The following is an 18,233-nucleotide window of genomic DNA, read 5'->3' as shown; positions in this document are numbered from 1 at the left end:
TTATAAAAACATCATAAACACAAGATGTGGCATTAGATAGCAAATGCGGGATCGATTGTGTTGACTCAGATCATCGAACTTTCGAATAACCAAAGTCGGCCGTTTAAACGCCTATCTGTTCTCCAATTTGCTGATCTGTATTGTTGCAATTGTTAGCGAAAATCAAACCTTGTCCGCAATTTGATCGCGAACTCACCTACACGTTGAATATTTGCAGTAGGATCACGGTGAAAAGCAAATGATTAAGGTAAGGGGCAATCGTGCTTCGACGCGTCGGACTGTGGGTGCTGCTAGGGCTATATGTTGCCCCAAGCTATGCACTCACGGTAGCAACATGGAATTTTGAATGGCTAACCTTAAAGACCGATCAACGGGCTGGTATTCGCCATGAAGAGGATTACCTACAACTCGCGGCTATATTAGCGCAGATCTCTCCAGACGTGTTGGCATTTCAGGAGGTCGATAGCCCTGAGGCGCTGGCCCGTGTGGTACCAAAAGAAAAATATAACTATTACTTTTCCGACCGTTACGCCGCACTCAAATCCTCTTCTCACAGTCAGCAGCTGACTGGCATCGCCGTGCGCAAAGGTTGGCAGGTGGACGATCGGAAGGATTTTCGTGAGATTGCCTTACCCGGACTGTTTGGACCCCCTTCTTTGCGTTATGGCGCCTATGTGGTGATCACGCCTCCTGGCCATGCACCTATTCACGTGTTATCCGTTCATCTCAAGTCGGGATGTTTTCACCAACGCCAAGGCACAAGCAGCTGTAAAAAACTGAGTCAACAATTTAGAGCGCTCGCGGAATGGCTCGCGGATCGTGATGATAAAAACGTTATCATTGCCGGCGACTTTAATCGCTACATCGGGGAAAATAATGATCCATTTTGGCATACATTTAACGCTCATCGCCTTGAAATCGATGCCAATCCCCCCAACATCGTCAACGTCACCAAAAACGTGCGAGCACGCTGTAAAGCACGGCGTTACAATTGGCGCACTCAAACTTGGAACCAGGTGATGTACAGCCGCTTAGTGGATCATGTTTTGGTCTCTGAGCCTCTTGCCAATCAATGGCAGTACAGTTTTCAGTATCAGTTCGACTATCACAAAGTAATGACATATCGACTCAGCGATCATTGCCCGATTGTTGCGCGCTTCGACATTGAGTCGGCGTCGAAATAGATTGACCCAATCGTAAAAGGTTGAGAAGGTCTTAATGCCGCTAGGAATGTCATGGTATTGACACAGTGAGCCGTTAGCCTTGCTATATGTGATGGGTTAACGATCACTCAAGGAGAAAAAATGAACAGTTTACAGCATCAGGTTATCCCAACAGATGATGACCTGCTAGCCGATTATCTTGATGATACATCGGCGCATCATCGCCCCAACATAGCGGGCCACAATGATGTCTTTAGTGATGATATTGAAGACGCCACACGCTAATCTGATTGCCTCAGCGTTAATTTAACTTCACGCTGACAACGCGTCATCCTACCCTTGTTACGTTGTCAGCAAATCCACCGACGTGTCGATATATTATGAAAAAAGCTCTCTCTGCGGTGCTGTTATGCGCCTCTTTTCTGTCTTTTCAAGCCCTTGCGGCCCCCGAACTGATAGCCAAATCAACCCTTGATTTTGGTGACTTCGAAAAAACAGCGAATGTCGAGATCGAGGGCAATATTCAAGACGATGTACTTCGTCTTGTTGAGCGTGGAGTCAAAGAAGAAGAAGCTGACTACTTTGTGATTAACCAAGTCAGTGAAGATACCCACAAAGAGGTATTGATCGTGTCGGTGACCCTCTACCGTGAGTTCACTACTGACAATCAAAAACGCTTTGAGAATCGGCTCGGATAAGCATGAAATGATAAGAGAGGTAGGTACGAGTGCGTCCCAGCGTCGACCTACCTAACGCTTTAGGCTTTCCTTTGTTACACTTCTGCACTTTATAACGATAAGAGCAATGTTGTGATTGGAACCTTAAATAAAATGCGCACCGAAGCAGGCGCATCCGTGCAGTATTTTCTCCGTGTCGGTGAGCAAGAACTACACCTGAACCCGCTACTGGGCCACACGCTCACCCTGACACACACTGGCAATATCTTTTGTGATGCGTGTGGTCGAAAAACCAAAAAAAGCTATTCACAAGGTCACTGTTACCCCTGCATGAAGAAGCTAGCGCGCTGTGACATGTGTATTATGAAGCCCGAAACCTGTCATTATGCACAAGGGACATGCCGGGAGCCTGAATGGGGCGAGCAGTTTTGCATGACCGACCACATCGTGTATCTCGCCAACACGTCTGGGCTAAAAGTCGGGATCACACGCGCGAACCAAATGCCAACCCGCTGGCATGATCAAGGCGCAACGCAGGCCCTGCCAATCTTCCGTGTGAAAACCCGCCATGTATCTGGCCTGGTCGAGGTGGCAATCGCTAAACACGTTGCCGACAAGACTAACTGGCGTGCGATTCTCAAGGGAGACAACGACGTACTTGATTTACCAACAGAAGCGGAACGCCTCACCCAGGCCATTGCATCCGATCTTGCTGATATCCGTTTACAATTTGGTCAAGACGCCATTGTGCCAGCTGAGCAAGACGCACTGACATTTAGTTACCCTGTCACTGAGCATCCAGCCAAGATAAGCTCCCACAACTTTGATAAAAATCCGCACGTAAGCGGTATATTGAAAGGAATAAAGGGCCAATATTTGATTTTCGATACTGGCGTGATCAATGTGCGTAAATTTACCAGCTATGAAGTCACGGCTTCGCACGAGTAACTGACACTTGGGGTTCCCCTAAAACCGTGCAAGGCTACTCACAGACTTGCACGGTGTCTGCTTTTATCGGTGTGCTTTATCAGTCAGCACCGCCATCGTAAGACGGCTCACGCATATATCGCGGCCGCGTTCATCTTGGAGGGTAATACTCCAAACTTGCGTGGTTGCCCCAAGATGAATCGGGCGTGCGACCCCGGTCACTGTGCCGTGTCGCATCGCGCGTAAATGATTGGCGTTAATATCGAGGCCGACGCAGTATTTCCCTTCAGGCACACACATATTAGCGGCGAGTGATCCCAAAGTTTCAGCCAACACCACCGACGCACCGCCGTGCAACATGCCCAGCGGTTGATGCGTATGCGCGGCAACCGGCATGGTGCCTGTTAAGCTGTTGTCATCAAACGCCGTATAAATAATCCCTAAATGCTCAACCAAGGTATTCGCCGATGAGGCATTTAGCCCCGCGAGCGACATGTCTTTTTTCCAAATGCTCACCATGTCTCACCTATTATTCATTCAATAACCGCTAACGGTTGCCCTGATGATCAACGTCGACTAGCGCAACACGAAGAAAGCAGCACCGTAGACGCCGGGGCGATAAGACAGTACATTACCTGTACTAACTGAGCGCCGTTCACGGCATGCTTCGGTCACGCCCATGTTAGGCAAAACGATACAGGAAACAATCATGCGACGCACGGCCCACACAGTCATTCTGTCTATCTGCTTCATTCTCACACTTACAGCCTGCTCAAATTCACCCACAGGCCGGAATCAGCTTTTGCTCTTTTCTGGCAATCAAATGGCTGACCTAGGCCAGCGTTCATTTGAGGAAATGAAGCAATCCCAGCCAATCAGTCAGGACAAAGCCGTGAATACGTACGTACAGTGCGTGACTCAAGCGATTTTAAAAGTGGTTCCGCCTCAATCAAATTTTTCCGAATGGGAAGTGGTGGTGTTCGACAGTGAGCAAGTGAATGCGTTTGCTTTACCAGGCGGAAAAGTAGGCGTCTATACCGGCCTACTCAATGTCGCAGAGACGCCCGATCAATTAGCAGCGGTTATTGGTCATGAAATTGGTCATGTATTAGCCGATCATAGTAATGAACGTCTTTCTCGCTCTCAACTTGCCGCACTAGGGCTAACGATTACCGGTATGTCTCTATCAGATAGCCCTCATGCCGCCATGGCAATGGCCGGTTTAGGACTTGGCGTGCAAGTCGGTATTTTGCTGCCCTATAACCGCGCGCAAGAATCAGAATCGGATAAAATTGGCCTACAGCTGATGCATCAAGCCGGTTTCAATCCGAGTGCCAGTGTCGACCTATGGCGCAATATGGCCAAAGCGTCTGATGGCGCGCCACCCGAACTGCTCTCGACGCATCCGTCTCCCAACACTCGCATAAAAGCACTCGAGTCAGGTGTGTCTCGCTTGCCTAACGTCCCTCACCGTATGACAGCCCAGTGCCAACGCCCGCGTACAAACTAATCATATGCAAACATTGTATTAACAAAGTGAATTCACTCACAAAGGCACTACCTATCGTGATTGATAAGCGATGAAGCACAGTAACCCCTACCCTTGTCACACAAATCATTAACCTCTGTGTTACGCTTAGTCTAGGTTTTAGTGGGTAGTGATTCTGTGTGATTAAGCAGTCTTTCATCTTATTGATTTGCATACTATGGGCGCCGTTTACGTTAGCAACGTCACAACCCCATGCAGATTTATTTGATCAGATGTTTGAAAAACATGCACTGGTCATGATGCTAATCGACCCTGATAAAGGCGATATCCTCGCTGCTAACACAGCTGCCAGCGAATTTTATGGATATTCGCGTGATACGCTGGCGCAAATGAACATCTCAGAGATTAACGATTTATCCCCTCAATCGGTTGCAGAAGAACGAAAGCTGGCAGCATTAGAAAAACGTCGTTATTTTGTGTTCCGTCACCAGTTGGCCGATGGCTCAACCCGTACCGTTAAAGTCTCATCGGTTCAGGTTTCTTACCGCGGCAGTCCAGTGCTTTTTTCTATCGTCACCGACATCAGTGAATTTCGCGCCACACAAGAATCCTTGTGGCATTACCAAAATCGTCTAGAGCACATGGTTGATGAACAAACTCAACAGCTTGAAAAACGCACAGACCACCAACTGATTGCGACTTCACTGGTTATTATCTTTCTCGGTGTGGTGTTGACCACAATGTGGCTGGTGTTACGCAAAAAACGCCGCACCGAATATGAGTTACAACTTGAACGTGGTCGTCTCGATGAAATTATCCGTGGTACACATGTAGGCACGTGGGAGTGGCACGTCCCGAGTGGTCAGCTGGTAGTGAATGATCGCTGGGCCGAAATCATCGGATACAGCCAAAAAGCGCTTTCTCCGATCACGATAGAAACATGGAAGTCACTCTGTCACAGCGAAGACTATGTCCATGCTCAAGAGAAAATACATTCAGCCTTTGGTGACTTAACGCCAAACTATGAATGTGAGTTCAGAATGCTGCATAAAGAGGGTTTCTGGGTCTGGATATTATCGAAAGGCAAGGTGATGGAGTGGGATCGGAGCCATAATCCAGTCCGGATGGTTGGTACACACCAGGATATTAACGAAACCAAGCGTTTGTACCTGCAGTTTGAACACATGGCCCATACAGATACCTTAACAGGTGCCCTCAATCGAATGGCATTCAAACAACGCGCCGACCAAGCACTGGTCCAAGCTCGGCAGCAAGGTGCGCACTTTTCTTTACTTTTTATTGATTTAGACGGCTTTAAAGCAATTAACGATACCTACGGCCATGACGCAGGTGACAGCGTACTCGTGGAAACCACAAAACGCATGAGTAGTAGTATTCGCAATTCTGATACGCTTGCTCGCCTTGGTGGCGATGAATTTGCCGTATTGCTCGAATACACCAGCCATCCAGATGACGCGGGGCGCGTGGCTGAAAAGATCATTGCCAGTTTAAGCCAGCCCTTTCATGTCAATAACAATCAAGAAGTCACACTCTCAGCGAGCATAGGTATTGCCTGTTACCCTGAACATGGTGAATCGTTTGAGTCGTTATTAAGTTGCTCGGACGCCGCCATGTATTATGCAAAAAGGACATTAAACGGCGGCATTTTTGCGTACTGTGATCCCAAACGAGACACGATTTGACCTTAAAAGCTCGCTCCACCTCAAAAACAAAAATAAGCCTTATCTAAAAAATCGAGTCGCAACCAGTAATTTCGCTATGATGACGCGCAGTACTTACTCTATGATGACGCTATAGCTTTAGGGCTTTGACTTGCTAATGCCTCATTGGTCACATCTTGAATCGAAATAAACATATGATTCACTTCACCACGCGTATTGGCCATCGGATGCATGGTGATATTTTGGTACATAAACGGTAACTGTCCGGTAATCGGGCGCACATGACGGCAGCGAAACAAATAAGGTCGCTGTTGCCAAACAATGAAACTGCGACACCGTAATTCGAAAACCGGCTGAGACTTGGCGCGAAACCAGGACGCATTGATCTCGGGAAACACGTCGAACAGCGAACGACCTTGTACATCTTTCGCATGTTTGCCGCTATGGTGGATCATAAATCCGTTCCACATTTGGATGTGAAAATCGCGATCGAGTACGATTAATCCCATATCGATATGCTGCACCATATCTAGCATCCAATGGAATTGATCAAAATCTTGTGTGCTCATTCCATTACTCCTCATCCATCAGGTACGCTAACTTGGCATCCAGTAGCGGCAGTGATTCATCCAACAACAGCAATAAAAGATCGCATTTTATCTCAGTACCATCAATCTGATAACTGACCTCAATGGTCACTGTTCGCTTCCATGATCCCTTCATCGCCGAGATTAATTGGTCAACGTCAGCATGTTGTCCAAGTAAGGCCGGATAGCTTTGCGAAAACTCTAACGCCGCCTGATCGCCCAGTCCGCGGAGAAAAGCGCTGATTAAAATGTTGCTCACATCCACAAGGAGCTCTAATTCATTATCCACCGATCCGTCGTCTGGGTAGTCGAGCAGTTGGATCATTTCCGTAATACTCGAGTCACTGATCAACATCAGCGCTTCACCAGCGATCCCTTCACCACTAAAGCCTTGGCACACTCCATTCATGGTGTTGGACTGGGCCAGATGGCGAATCGTCATGGTTAATTCAGTCACCTCAAACACATTTACTTGCGGCAAAGGCATATGAACAAACACACCGCAGTGCCGGGCGAGTTTATCCGCCGCCTGGCCCATGGCAATGTTCACGACTTCCATATAAATATCACGACGGCTCAGTTTTTCGTGCGACGTTTGCGCACGCTGAGTATCTAAGGTGGATGTATTAGGCAAATAGGCTTTGATTAACGCATCGACCCGCTCGCGACTAATCGGCTTTTTAACAAAGTCTTTCGCGCCTCGCTCCAACACTTGCTGCTGTGCTAATGGCTGAATATCACCCGACACCACCACAACCGGAGTGGTCATGCCCGCTTTTTGCATAGCCTCTAACGTTTGATAACCGTCTAATTCTGGCATGGTCAAGTCTAGAAACATGATGTCGATCGGCTGACTGTTGAGCACGTCGAGTGCCACTTTACCGTTTTCAGCAAAGTGCACGTCAGCATCGAGGTCTTGAGGCAAGGTTCGAGATAGCTGTTTGCGCGCCAGGGCAGAATCATCGGTGATCAATATTTGTTTGGTCAAAAGCCTCTCCTTTTCGACTTCTTAGCTGAGAGTATGGCAGCGTGATCACTGTAAGCATAAACCAAGTTCGCCAGGTATGAGGTCGAACCCGTAAAAATCACTGAGATTCTTTGAGATCGCTAAGGATTCACCTTTGATTGCGTGACATCGTGTTCGCACAGATAGCTCAGCCGGTCGGGGCGAGTCATCAGCATCGGGGCATGCACGTAGAAATGACGTAAACAGGTTAAACACAGCTGGACGCATTGATAGACTTTTTCACGGATGGTCTCAGGATCGTCATCAAACTCCCCAGTTAACAAGGCACGCCAATCCTCGGCAAGCTGATCAATCATAGCAAGATCCGTCTCTTGCTCGACAATATGCGTCAGCGCCGCTTTTATCGGGACAATGTCTTCACTGGCAGCAAATATATTGCGTAACGCAATAATCACATCCATCAAGGCATCTTGTGTGACCGGTTTTTTTGCTGCAGCATAGAGGCGAGACATGGCCAATCGAATCCCGCTGGAATCGGTATCATCCACCAGCATGCTCCAACGCTCAATATCCACTAAGTCTTCATCACCAATTGCCACAGGATCGCTGGTTTCCGCTACGGTGCTAAAATCTTGTCGTCGGTTGTCCAATGAAAAGGGATCAATACGCCACACCCACTCTGGCGCGACAAATGCCTTATGTTGGCCAAGATAACAAAGCGCCATGCATAAAATGATATTCAGCTCGGTAGTTTGCTGCTCGCCCTCGGCATCCAGAACCTCCTCGGGCCAATCATCGTCTTCAAGAAAGTCGCCAAAGTTGATCGCAAATGCGTAGCCAGACTCTAACATAAAGCCATTATTCCGGCGCTTCGCCATTAGCCCCGCGGCTTGTAAGACATATTCAGCAATACCCGGGGTGTAGCGCCGTACACTGCCCCATTTGGTATCGAGTTCGGCCAAATTCGTGAGCGCCGCATTACGAAATCCTACAAACATGGGAATATGCGCGACCTCACCATCGGCAAGGCTGCGTGCCATGTCTAACATCTCTTGGACGGTAGTCACGAAACGGTCAGCACTGACCACGCCACGTATCCGCATTAAGTCATAACTATTGACCAAAATGGAGACAGGGAGACTGGCTAAACTCACCATGCCGCGATGTCCGGTGGCATCTTTATAGTCACCACACGTTTGTTGTGGCTCTTTGCCAGTGGTGGTGAATAATCTTGATAAGGCAGGATCGGCCGCCATCCGCTTTTGCACCAACTTACTAATAGGGAATTGCTCAATAGCTGCGGTCAGGTAACCTGCTCCCCGATAAAAAAGGTGCGGGCGTTGTCCCGCCTTAATCAGAAACAAGGGATACAACTCACCGGCCAGTTGGCAAAATGCACTGGTCAAGGGGTCGGCGGTGGTGATCCGCGTGGCGAGCTCTCCCCCTTGTTGTGCCCGCCACACATTAAAGACATGACGACCATTTTGCATCACATGGGGGAGGCGATAAAAAAAAGATTGTTCACTCTCTCCCTGGTCAACCGCGGATACCCGTAGCTGACGGCACAGCTCGATATACTGGTTCAGCGTGTCTCGCTGGATCCGGCTTAGTCCGAGTTTCTGCATTAAAATTAAGCGGCCTTCGGCCTCTGTGACATTCAAGATGTAACTCACCACACGGTGGCCCATCGCCTTCACAAAGTGCGGTATGGCCGGATAGGACATCATACTTCCTAACCTTTCGTGAATAAGGAACACGTATACATATCGGCACACATCCTCAAAACTATAAAAATCAAAAAGGCGTCAAACCAACAACGCCAACGAGCGAATAGGCTATGGCATCCTCCCAACGCTTTCCCATGTTTACCTAAGTATAGCCATTTCAATCATTAATCTTTCGATGACAAACCCAGAAACAATTTTGCGCACAAAGGAGATGACGAGGCCTTGACCAATTGATGACCCCCATCTATTCTAGCGTACAAGTGTACGCTTAAATAAAGATAAGAGTTATGGAAACCAAAACGACAACCTCACCGCCACAAAAACCACGTTTGATTTGGCTAAATATCAGCGTATTTACGCTCACGTTTTTCATCGCAGTCATTGGCACCCCGCTTTGGGCTTGGCACCATGGTTTCGATTGGATGCAGATCACCGCACTGATTGTCGCCTTTAGTTTTTGTGGGCTGTCGATAACGGCAGGCTATCACCGCTTATGGGCCCACAAAACTTATCAAGCCCATCCGGTCCTGCGGTTTATTTTTGCTATTGGGGGCGCGTTTGCACTCCAAAACAGTGCCCTTCATTGGTCATCCGATCACCGTATTCACCATCGTCACGTAGATGACAACGATGTCGACCCTTACTCGGCGAAACGCGGCTTTTGGTTCTCGCACCTAGGCTGGATGTTACGTGAATATCATCCCGACCGTTATGGTGATTACAGCAATTGTCGTGACTTGCAAAAAGACAAGATCGTGATGTGGCAGCACAAGCACTACTTGGCCCTGACACTGGCAACCAACTTTGGTTTTCCTATCGCGTTTGGCGTGATTCACGGCGATGTGTGGGGGGCCATTTTACTGGTGGGCTTCACACGATTAGTGCTCAGCCACCATACAACGTTTTTCATTAACTCTTTGGCCCACGTATGGGGAAGTCAACCGTACACCGAGAAGAATACAGCCCGCGATAATGGTGTTTTAGCCTTTATGACCTTTGGTGAGGGGTACCATAATTTCCATCACATCTTTGAGAATGATTACCGCAACGGCATTCGCTGGTGGCAATTTGATCCAACGAAGTGGTTAATTAAAACGGCCTCTTGGCTTGGGTTGGCTGAAAAGCTGCGTGTTACGCCGGAAGAAAAGATAGAAAAAGCACGGGCGACAATGCAGCTTCAGCGTGCAACGCAAAAGCTAAGCAATAAGCCCAACGCCGCGCATCGCTTACAAATTCTACAACAAGAATACGATACCTTGGTGGCGAAGATGGCTGATTACTACACGCTCAAAAAACAATTACTGGCACTTGAACGCGATAAATTCCGCGAAAAAGTAGAAAAGGCCGAGTTAAGTCAGCAATATCAAGATTTGAAACTGCGTTTTCATCAACAAAAACGCAGCTGGCAAGTACTCACAGCGAAATACGCCAGCTAACCCAACGCCATCGTCAACGTCGATAAAAACCGGTCAGTGATACTGACCGGTTTTATTGTCATTTTCTATAACGGCGTGATTTATTCGGCCGGCGGCTCGAGAAACGAAAGCAAGATGGTTTCTAACTCATCCCACGGTAAGGGTTGGATATCAATCACCTCAATCCGTGACTCTGCCGTTTCAATCGACATGGGTGTGACGGTGACAACCTGATTGGCAACGTTAAACGCAAAAAATCCCTCTTCGGTGTTCACCACCGCCTTGATTCGCTGAGCATTGAGATTGCTAAATAACCCATACAAGGCATCAAAGGGAAAACAACAGTGCGCGGCAAATAACCAACCACAACTGACATAGCCCTGCCCCTGATTTTCTTTGCGGGTAAAAATGTCATCTGGACCCAACGCAAGCGTGGTCATCGGCTCAGCATTGCTGTGATGATGGTGATAATGCGCTTTGCGATCTTGCCGAGGTAGCGAAAGCCATGCCGTCTCGAGCGCGCCGTGTTCAACGCCAGTCACCAAGCTTTTCTTGCCATCAAACGCCGCGACATAATCATAAAACGTTGCGATTTGCCCTTCAGTACACTGATCGAGCTTGTTGGCGACCACCACATCCGCTAACGCGATTTGATCGTGAAAATTCTGATTTTCACGATAACGCACATCGTCAATGCAACGCGGGTCCACCAAGGTCATCGTCGCGTGTAGCGACAAATGGGTATCGAAAGGCGGCTGGGTAAGCTTACCGATAATATCCTTAGGATGACCGAGCCCTGTCGGCTCAATTAAAATTCGATCCGGCTTTTGCGCTAATAGCGTATTCAAGCCTACCGTCATAGGCAACCCAGCGACACAGCACATGCATCCCCCCGGCACCTCCTTCACCAGCGCACCTTGCTCAGAGAGGATCGCACCATCGACACCCACTTCACCAAACTCATTGACCAATATCGCCCAGCGCTCTTGCTCAGGTTTATTCGCCAGCAAATGACGAATGGCAGTCGTTTTGCCCACTCCAAGAAAGCCAGTGATGATGTTGGCTGCTACGTGACTCATTGCTTTATCCTGCTCGTTATCTGCATCGACGTAGTGTAACGGATCGCGAAAAAGTCGTCGCCCATTGGTAATCATGCACTGAAAAGCCCCATTTCCCATCCAATCAATTACACAGAAAGTGATGAAATATCATGCACTCACTGAACGTGGTGATCATTGCTGATAAAAGCTTGGTAGAATAAAAGATTCGCTAACACACTTCTTAGGAGGAAGTATGCTGAATCCATCAACGGCAAAATCGGTGATTGATCACGCCATGTTTATGGGCGCAGATTTCGCCGAGCTCTTTGTCGAGCACCACCACTCGGGCAACGTCGAGTTATTGTCTGGTGAGGTGGATAAAGTCAGTTCAGGGATTGATTTTGGAATTGGTATCCGTTTGTTTTTCGGTCATAAGGTCCTTTATGGCTATACCAATAGTCGCGATGAAGAACAGCTTAAAAAAGTGACCAGTTTACTTTGCGCGCGTGATAAGCGTGACCAAATTGCCGCTGCTGGCCCCCTTAATTTATCGCATTTAAATGACAAACATCCTGTGTCTGAACCTCTATCTCGTGACCAGCATGTGGCAGATAAAGTCGATTTTTTACGCCACGTAGACCAACGTATACGCGCCGAAAGTGAAAAAATCACACAAATTATTGGTCGCGTCGGCCAACGTGAACAACAGATTGAGATCTTTAACTCTCGCGGGTTGCACGTTAGCGATACACGTCATTACACTCGGATTGCTACAACCGCGGTTGCCACCGATGGAAAAGAGCAATCGACCGGCTTTGATGCCCCTGGCGCACTCACTGGCTGGGAATTTCATCACGATATTGATCCCGTGGCGATGGGCGAACGCGTTGCACGTCAAGCATTAACCAAACTCGGCGCCCAAACCTGTCCTTCTGGTGAAATGCCCGTGGTCATTGGAAATGGATTCGGTGGGGTCATTTTCCACGAAGCCTGTGGCCATTTACTAGAAACCACCTCGGTAGCCAAACAAGCCTCGGTGTTTCATGATCAAATGGGTGAGATGATTGCTAGCCCAGTGGTTAGCGCCGTCGATGATGGCACCTTAGCCAACGCATGGGGCTCAATTAACATCGATGATGAAGGTATGGAGACTCAGCATACCCAGCTTATCAAAGACGGTAAGCTCACCTCGTTTATGGTCGATCATATGGGCAGCCTGAAAACCGGTTATGCACGCACCGGCTCAGGCCGTCGTGAGTCTTACAAGTTCGCGCCGACCTCGCGGATGCGGAACACCTTTATCGAGCCGGGTAATGATGATCTTGAGAAGATGATTGGCTCCATGGAGCGCGGCATTTATGCTAAAAAAATGGGTGGTGGTTCAGTACAGCCCGGCACCGGCGAGTTTAACTTCGCGGTGCAAGAAGCCTATTTGGTAGAAGATGGCCAAATCACCGCACCACTCAAGTCCGCAACGTTAATCAGTACGGGGCCTAAGGTGCTTAAAGAAATCAGCATGGTTGGTAAGGATCTCGCCCTCGCCGCGGGTATGTGTGGCTCTGTGAGTGGTGCCGTACCGACGACTGTGGGTCAGCCCGCACTTAAAGTCGACAACATCCTAGTAGGAGGCGGTAACGCATGAGTGAGCAAAACGTGAAAGCAACCCTAAGCGATGCCGTCGATCAGGTCCTCAGCTTGGTGAAACAGCAAGGTGCGCAAGCAGACGTCATTGCCAACGCCAGTGAAAGCTTGTCATTGAAGGCGGATCAAGGCGATCTGTCCGAGTACAAAGTCACCGCGGGCCAAGTGATTGGCGTACGTGTTATCAAAGGTGACCAAGTTGCCACCAGTTATTCCGAATCGCTAGATAGCGACAGCCTTGCCAGCATGGTCAATGCCGCGCTAACGAATGCGAGCTTTACCAAAGCCGACCCTGACCAGAAAATTCGCGCCGAAGGGCAGCAGATCGATAGCCAAGATCCCACTTTGTTTCAAGCGGATAATACGCCGATTGAAGATAAGATTGCATTGGCACTCGCGATGGAGCAAGACGTGGTCAATCAACCACGGGCAACGGGGGCGCCCTACAATGGCTACGGTGAGCAAACCCAGTATCAGCTGCTGGCTAATACCCTGGGCACACGCTGCTATCATCGCGAACGGAGTTTTAGCTGCTACACGGCAGCACTGCTCAATCACGACGGCAAGCAATCGATGCATTTGGGGGCGTCAGTGTCACGCCGCTTTGCCGATCTCGACCAAGCATATGCAACCCGCTTGGCCTATGACACGGCTGATGCATTGTTAGAGGGTGGGCCAGTCAAAACCGGTCAATATGCGGTAGTGTTTGAACATAATTGTTTAAGCGAATTGCTGGGCGCATTTGGCAGTTGTTTTTCCGGGGATGCGGCCAAACGGGGTACCAATCCATGGCGCGAAAAAATCGGAAAACCGATTGCCGATCCAGCCCTGACCATTACCGATATCGCACGTATCGATGGCGGGATGCGCAGCAAAGCCTTTGACAGCGAGGGCTTTGCTACAACCGACACGCCGCTAATTGAAAATGGCATATTGGTTGGGTTGTTACATAATAGCGCTACGGCCCATCATTTTGGCGTGCGTCACACTGCCAACGCCGGCCGCAGCCCGAAAGGCGGCTTAGATGTCACTTCACGTCACGACCTCATTGCCGCCGGCAAACAAAGTGGTGCCGAAGTGCATGGAGGCGAGTATCTCGAACTGGTTTCGCTGCAAGGGGTGCATTCTGGCGCGAATGCTATCAGTGGCGACTTCTCGTTTGGAGCCAGTGGCTTCTTGTGCCGTGACGGTAAACGTGTTCGCCCCGTGCGTGGCATCACAGTGGCAGGTAATTTCTATACCATGCTCAATGAGATTGATGCGATTGGCAACACAGTCACGCCTAATTACGATGGCGCCTTCTTCGCCCCTCGGATACGGTTTGCCCGTTTGTCGATAGCTGGCGAATAGATAGCTGGCGAGTAATACGTTTTTTTATAAGCCACATATCATAGACCCCATATGGCACCGCAGACGTCGGTGCCTTTTTTAGATTATTTGCCGGTGGCTTACACATCCATGGCTGACGCGCTGGTTTCAGTTGTCTGCCAGTTTTTTTTCCGCGCTGCAATATCGCTACTTGACGTTGCGCTCTCAACACTATGTACCGCTGGATCCGTCTTAGCCGCAAGATCAGTAAACGCTTGTAAAGTCACGTCGCTTTTTAAAATCCGCCCATGCCCTAGCCCATCAGTAGGCAGCAAGCAGACATGTTGATAGTCGTTTGCTTTTTCAGTCACGCTGAACGAGGCAAAACGATCGTTTCTGTCATGCGCAATGACCACCTGATGACGACGCGCGCCGAGTTTAGTCAAGGGGTCGATGGTTTCGATCGGATAACCGTGCTGCTCCCCCACTTCTTGTACAATTTCATCAAACAGCTTGAGTGAATATCCGGACTGACGCACCGTTGCATACAGATTCTCACGATAATTCAACACAGGCGCGACCAAGAGTAATGGTAAGTCATCTAATTGCGGATGTTGGCTCTCGAGGACGGCCGCCGCACCCATACTGTGGGCGACGACACCAGAAACGTTGTCTACTTGATCCAAAACATCGTTGATTGCCTGCACAAACCCTGGAATATGGCTTTCGTGCCCCCCACTTTCACCATGGGCCGGGTGATCAAACGCCACAGCGCGAAAACCCAACGAGGCAATATGCGCCATTAAAGGAAAAAATTGGCTCGCCGAGCCGGACCACCCATGTGTCAGTAACCAGGTCGGGCCCGCGCCAACGCTGTACATCTGTAGCTCGCCTTGTTGACTCTGCGCAGTAAACCGCTCTAAGCCATTCGGGGCCGCGTTCACCGCTGGACTGCGCGTGGGGGTAAGAAAGAGCTTGCGGGCAATCTTCCTTGCATGACTGGGGGCAAGTCGATGATGACAACGGCTAACCGCGCCTATCAACGTACGTTTTGCACTAAACCGGCCTGGGGTCGAGAAGTAGATTTTTCTGCTCATTGTGAATCCTTCAAATCAATAACACATCACTCCTGGTATGCGTCCAAAAATAAACACGGTGAGGGTGAGTCAACACGCGCGGCCTTACCTTACCGGAACCTTAGGTGTATTCCTAGAACGAACGCTTGTTTTAAAACAGCCGGAATAACTTGTCGTCGCCATTGCGCGATATACCACCGCAAATTGTGCAATAACTGTTCCATATTCTTTTTAGTTTTAATAAGTGCTTTTTTTATCTAGCCGTAATGTGACATATGTCTTCATTATGTGCACCCGTCGGCATAAGATGCGAACCAATATCGATCCCTTAACGACATCCACGGGATCTAACGCTGAAATTATTATAATTCTCTAGGTGGGAACGCCAACTATGACAGTTATCCTTTTAAATCTGATCGCTTTTGCGCTGTTACTGGCAGTGCTTGTGAAGTTGCACAAGCAACAAAAATCCCTATCAACGCGAGTCTTTACTGGCTTAGGCTTAGGGGTGGCATTCGGTGCTGCGCTGCAAGCGTTATATGGTGCTGACGGCACGGTTACACGCGAAACCATTGACTATATCAATATCGTCGGCTCAGGCTACGTGAGCTTGTTAAAAATGATCATCATGCCGTTGATTACCGTGTCAATTATTGGTGCCATCTTAAAGGTGAAAGACTCGGGTTCACTGGGTAAAGTCTCTAGCTTAAATATTGGGATTTTGCTGGCAACGACCGCAGCATCGGCACTCATTGGTGTGTTCGTCAGCAGTCTATTTGGATTGTCTGCGCAAGATATCGTGCAAGGTGCGCAAGAAATGGCTCGCGGGGCTGCACTTGAAGAACGCCTAGGTACCGTTGAAAACCTGTCACTGGCTGATATGGTGATCTCTTTCTTCCCACAAAATCCGTTCGCAGATTTAGCAGGAAGCCGTCCAACGTCTACGATTGCTGTGGTGATTTTCTCTGCGCTTGTGGGAATTGCCGGAGTAACGCTTTCACGCACACAGCCTGAACTGGGTGAGCGCTTTGAACGCTTTATGGATGTTGCTCAGGCGCTTGTACGTACGCTGGTGCGCATGATTATCGGTTTAACGCCATACGGTGTCTTGGCACTCATGACAAAAGTCATTGCCGGATCAAATGTCAGTGAAATCCTGCAACTGGCAAACTTCGTTGTCGCTTCATACGTTGGCCTAGGCGCGATTTTGGTGATGCATTTGATCTTAATCGGCCTAGTAGGAATGAGCCCAGCTCAATACTTGAAAAAGATACTCCCAGTACTAACGTTTGCCTTCACATCGCGCTCTAGTGCCGCGACTATTCCGCTAAACATTGATTCTCAAATGAAGAACTTGGGGAACGATCCGGCCAGTGCCAATTTCTCAGCCTCTTTCGGTGCGACCATGGGGCAAAACGGCTGTGCAGGGCTATACCCTGCCATGTTGGCGGTGATGATTGCACCAACCATTGGTATTAATCCGCTCGATCCTGGCTTTATCGCGACCTTGGTTGCCATCGTAACGGTGAGCTCTTTCGGTATTGCTGGCGTTGGTGGCGGGGCAACGTTTGCCGCGCTGATTGTACTCTCGGCACTGGATATGCCGGTCGCACTTGCGGGTCTGTTAATCTCAATTGAACCGTTAATCGATATGGGCCGCACCGCGATTAACGTTAGCGGCTCAATGACTGCTGGCACGCTCACCTCACGCTTAACCGGTGGCCAAGATAAGACTATCTTCGAGCACCACGAAGTGGTGAAACAAGACACTGCAAACGCTTAATGGCGCGGTACCATCGTTTATAAAATGCCACGCCGCATTGGCGTGGCATTTTTGTGTCTATAATCATCCATCAATTCGCTGACTTAATCCCTTATAACTTGTAAGAATTTATGTCAGCGATTACACTCTGCCGCATTGTTAACGCAGGCTCGATCTGCCCTACACGAGACATTTATGAGTATTGAACAAACACTTCAGGCACGCAGCGGCGGCCAATGTGAACTTTGTACCCGCCAAGACAACTTATCTGTATATGACGTCCCGTACTCACCAGATACCACCGCGAACAGCTGCGTATTGGTTTGTGGCACCTGTCATGACCAGCTAAGTAATCCTGACAATATGGATGTGAACCACTGGCGTTGCCTGAGTGACAGCATGTGGAGCCAAGAGCCAGCCGTGCAAGTCGTCGCTTATCGCCAGCTTTCTCGCCTTTCGAGTGAAAGCTGGGCGCAAGATAATCTCGACATGATGTATATGGAAGATGACGTGCGTAAATGGGCGGAAACCGGTCAAGATATCGAAGAAGTTAAAGTGCTGGATGCAAATGGTGTGGCGCTGCAAAAAGGCGACGACGTGACCGTGATTAAAGATTTGCCAGTGAAAGGCTCAAGCCAGGTAATCAAACAAGGTACCGTGATCCGTGGCATTAACCTGACCGATGATCCCACCCATGTGCAGGGTAAAGTGAACGGCCAAACGTTGTTTGTGATCGCAGAGTTCTGCCGCCGCAAGTAATTGGCAGCATACA

17 protein-coding genes are annotated in these 18,233 nt (G+C 49.0%); 11 read left to right on the top strand and 6 right to left on the bottom strand.

The annotated features are described in order from the left end of the window. Nucleotides 1–260 precede the first annotated feature (260 nt). From BZG75_RS10830 to BZG75_RS10820, 4 genes are all read left to right on the top strand, one after another. On the top strand, nucleotides 261–1,184 hold the full coding sequence (locus tag BZG75_RS10830) for an endonuclease/exonuclease/phosphatase family protein (RefSeq protein WP_158009983.1): 924 nt from the start codon (nucleotides 261–263) through the stop codon (nucleotides 1,182–1,184). Between the two features lie 120 nt (nucleotides 1,185–1,304). Further along, nucleotides 1,305–1,448: a hypothetical protein gene (locus tag BZG75_RS15330; protein WP_158009982.1), complete on the top strand. Its 144-nt coding sequence runs from the start codon at nucleotides 1,305–1,307 to the stop codon at nucleotides 1,446–1,448. A gap of 95 nt (nucleotides 1,449–1,543) precedes the next feature. Continuing rightward, on the top strand, nucleotides 1,544–1,861 hold the full coding sequence (locus tag BZG75_RS10825) for a hypothetical protein (RefSeq protein ID WP_077460778.1): 318 nt from the start codon (nucleotides 1,544–1,546) through the stop codon (nucleotides 1,859–1,861). Nucleotides 1,862–1,993: 132 nt separating this feature from the next. Beyond that, the gene (locus BZG75_RS10820) at nucleotides 1,994–2,788 is read left to right on the top strand and encodes a DUF2797 domain-containing protein (RefSeq protein WP_077576981.1); all 795 of its coding nucleotides are present in this window, start codon (nucleotides 1,994–1,996) and stop codon (nucleotides 2,786–2,788) included. 63 nt (nucleotides 2,789–2,851) lie between these two features. Here the strand turns inward: BZG75_RS10820 and BZG75_RS10815 are convergent, their stop codons facing one another. Next, on the bottom strand, nucleotides 2,852–3,283 hold the full coding sequence (locus BZG75_RS10815) for a hotdog fold thioesterase (protein ID WP_077576979.1): 432 nt from the start codon (nucleotides 3,281–3,283) through the stop codon (nucleotides 2,852–2,854). A gap of 193 nt (nucleotides 3,284–3,476) precedes the next feature. On the opposite strand from BZG75_RS10815, the gene BZG75_RS10810 reads away from it, so the two are divergent. Beyond that, on the top strand, nucleotides 3,477–4,277 hold the full coding sequence (locus BZG75_RS10810; protein WP_077576959.1) for a M48 family metallopeptidase: 801 nt from the start codon (nucleotides 3,477–3,479) through the stop codon (nucleotides 4,275–4,277). Nucleotides 4,278–4,435: 158 nt separating this feature from the next. After that, nucleotides 4,436–5,959: a sensor domain-containing diguanylate cyclase gene (locus tag BZG75_RS10805; RefSeq protein WP_077576958.1), complete on the top strand. Its 1,524-nt coding sequence runs from the start codon at nucleotides 4,436–4,438 to the stop codon at nucleotides 5,957–5,959. A 98-nt stretch (nucleotides 5,960–6,057) separates the two neighbouring features. Here BZG75_RS10805 and BZG75_RS10800 read toward each other — a convergent pair whose 3' ends face one another. From BZG75_RS10800 to BZG75_RS10790, 3 genes are all read right to left on the bottom strand, one after another. After that, a complete protein-coding gene (locus BZG75_RS10800) occupies nucleotides 6,058–6,507 on the bottom strand; it encodes a PAS domain-containing protein (RefSeq protein WP_021023812.1) in 450 nt (149 codons plus the stop codon). A gap of 4 nt (nucleotides 6,508–6,511) precedes the next feature. Next, nucleotides 6,512–7,513 carry a response regulator gene (locus tag BZG75_RS10795; protein ID WP_077576957.1) on the bottom strand — a complete coding sequence of 334 codons (1,002 nt, stop codon included), beginning with the start codon at nucleotides 7,511–7,513 and terminating at the stop codon, nucleotides 6,512–6,514. Nucleotides 7,514–7,632: 119 nt separating this feature from the next. Further along, nucleotides 7,633–9,219: a hypothetical protein gene (locus BZG75_RS10790; RefSeq protein WP_077576956.1), complete on the bottom strand. Its 1,587-nt coding sequence runs from the start codon at nucleotides 9,217–9,219 to the stop codon at nucleotides 7,633–7,635. Nucleotides 9,220–9,506: 287 nt separating this feature from the next. Here BZG75_RS10790 and BZG75_RS10785 point away from each other — a divergent pair, with 287 nt between their 5' ends. Then, a complete protein-coding gene (locus tag BZG75_RS10785) occupies nucleotides 9,507–10,655 on the top strand; it encodes a fatty acid desaturase (RefSeq protein ID WP_077576955.1) in 1,149 nt (382 codons plus the stop codon). A gap of 80 nt (nucleotides 10,656–10,735) precedes the next feature. Here BZG75_RS10785 and BZG75_RS10780 read toward each other — a convergent pair whose 3' ends face one another. After that, a complete protein-coding gene (locus BZG75_RS10780; protein ID WP_077576977.1) occupies nucleotides 10,736–11,713 on the bottom strand; it encodes a CobW family GTP-binding protein in 978 nt (325 codons plus the stop codon). A gap of 214 nt (nucleotides 11,714–11,927) precedes the next feature. On the opposite strand from BZG75_RS10780, the gene BZG75_RS10775 reads away from it, so the two are divergent. Together BZG75_RS10775 and BZG75_RS10770 are read left to right on the top strand one after the other, a co-directional pair. Next, nucleotides 11,928–13,316 carry a TldD/PmbA family protein gene (locus BZG75_RS10775; RefSeq protein ID WP_077576954.1) on the top strand — a complete coding sequence of 463 codons (1,389 nt, stop codon included), beginning with the start codon at nucleotides 11,928–11,930 and terminating at the stop codon, nucleotides 13,314–13,316. Further along, nucleotides 13,313–14,665, top strand: coding sequence for a TldD/PmbA family protein (locus tag BZG75_RS10770; protein ID WP_077576953.1), 1,353 nt, complete (start codon nucleotides 13,313–13,315; stop codon nucleotides 14,663–14,665). Before BZG75_RS10775 ends, BZG75_RS10770 begins: the two co-directional genes overlap by 4 nt. Nucleotides 14,666–14,763: 98 nt before the next feature. On the opposite strand, the gene BZG75_RS10765 is transcribed toward BZG75_RS10770, so the two are convergent. Beyond that, nucleotides 14,764–15,720, bottom strand: a complete 957-nt coding sequence (locus tag BZG75_RS10765; RefSeq protein ID WP_077576952.1) for an alpha/beta hydrolase — start codon at nucleotides 15,718–15,720, stop codon at nucleotides 14,764–14,766. A 370-nt stretch (nucleotides 15,721–16,090) separates the two neighbouring features. Here BZG75_RS10765 and BZG75_RS10760 point away from each other — a divergent pair, with 370 nt between their 5' ends. Further along, nucleotides 16,091–17,482, top strand: a complete 1,392-nt coding sequence (locus BZG75_RS10760) for an L-cystine transporter (protein WP_021023917.1) — start codon at nucleotides 16,091–16,093, stop codon at nucleotides 17,480–17,482. A gap of 174 nt (nucleotides 17,483–17,656) precedes the next feature. Further along, nucleotides 17,657–18,220: a PhnA domain-containing protein gene (locus BZG75_RS10755; RefSeq protein ID WP_077460788.1), complete on the top strand. Its 564-nt coding sequence runs from the start codon at nucleotides 17,657–17,659 to the stop codon at nucleotides 18,218–18,220. Nucleotides 18,221–18,233: the final 13 nt, after the last annotated feature.

Source organism: Salinivibrio sp. AR640, from assembly GCF_001995405.1.
Taxonomy (GTDB): domain Bacteria; phylum Pseudomonadota; class Gammaproteobacteria; order Enterobacterales; family Vibrionaceae; genus Salinivibrio; species Salinivibrio costicola.
Note: the sequence above shows the minus strand (reverse complement) of the source record. Positions and strands in the feature narration are given on the sequence as shown.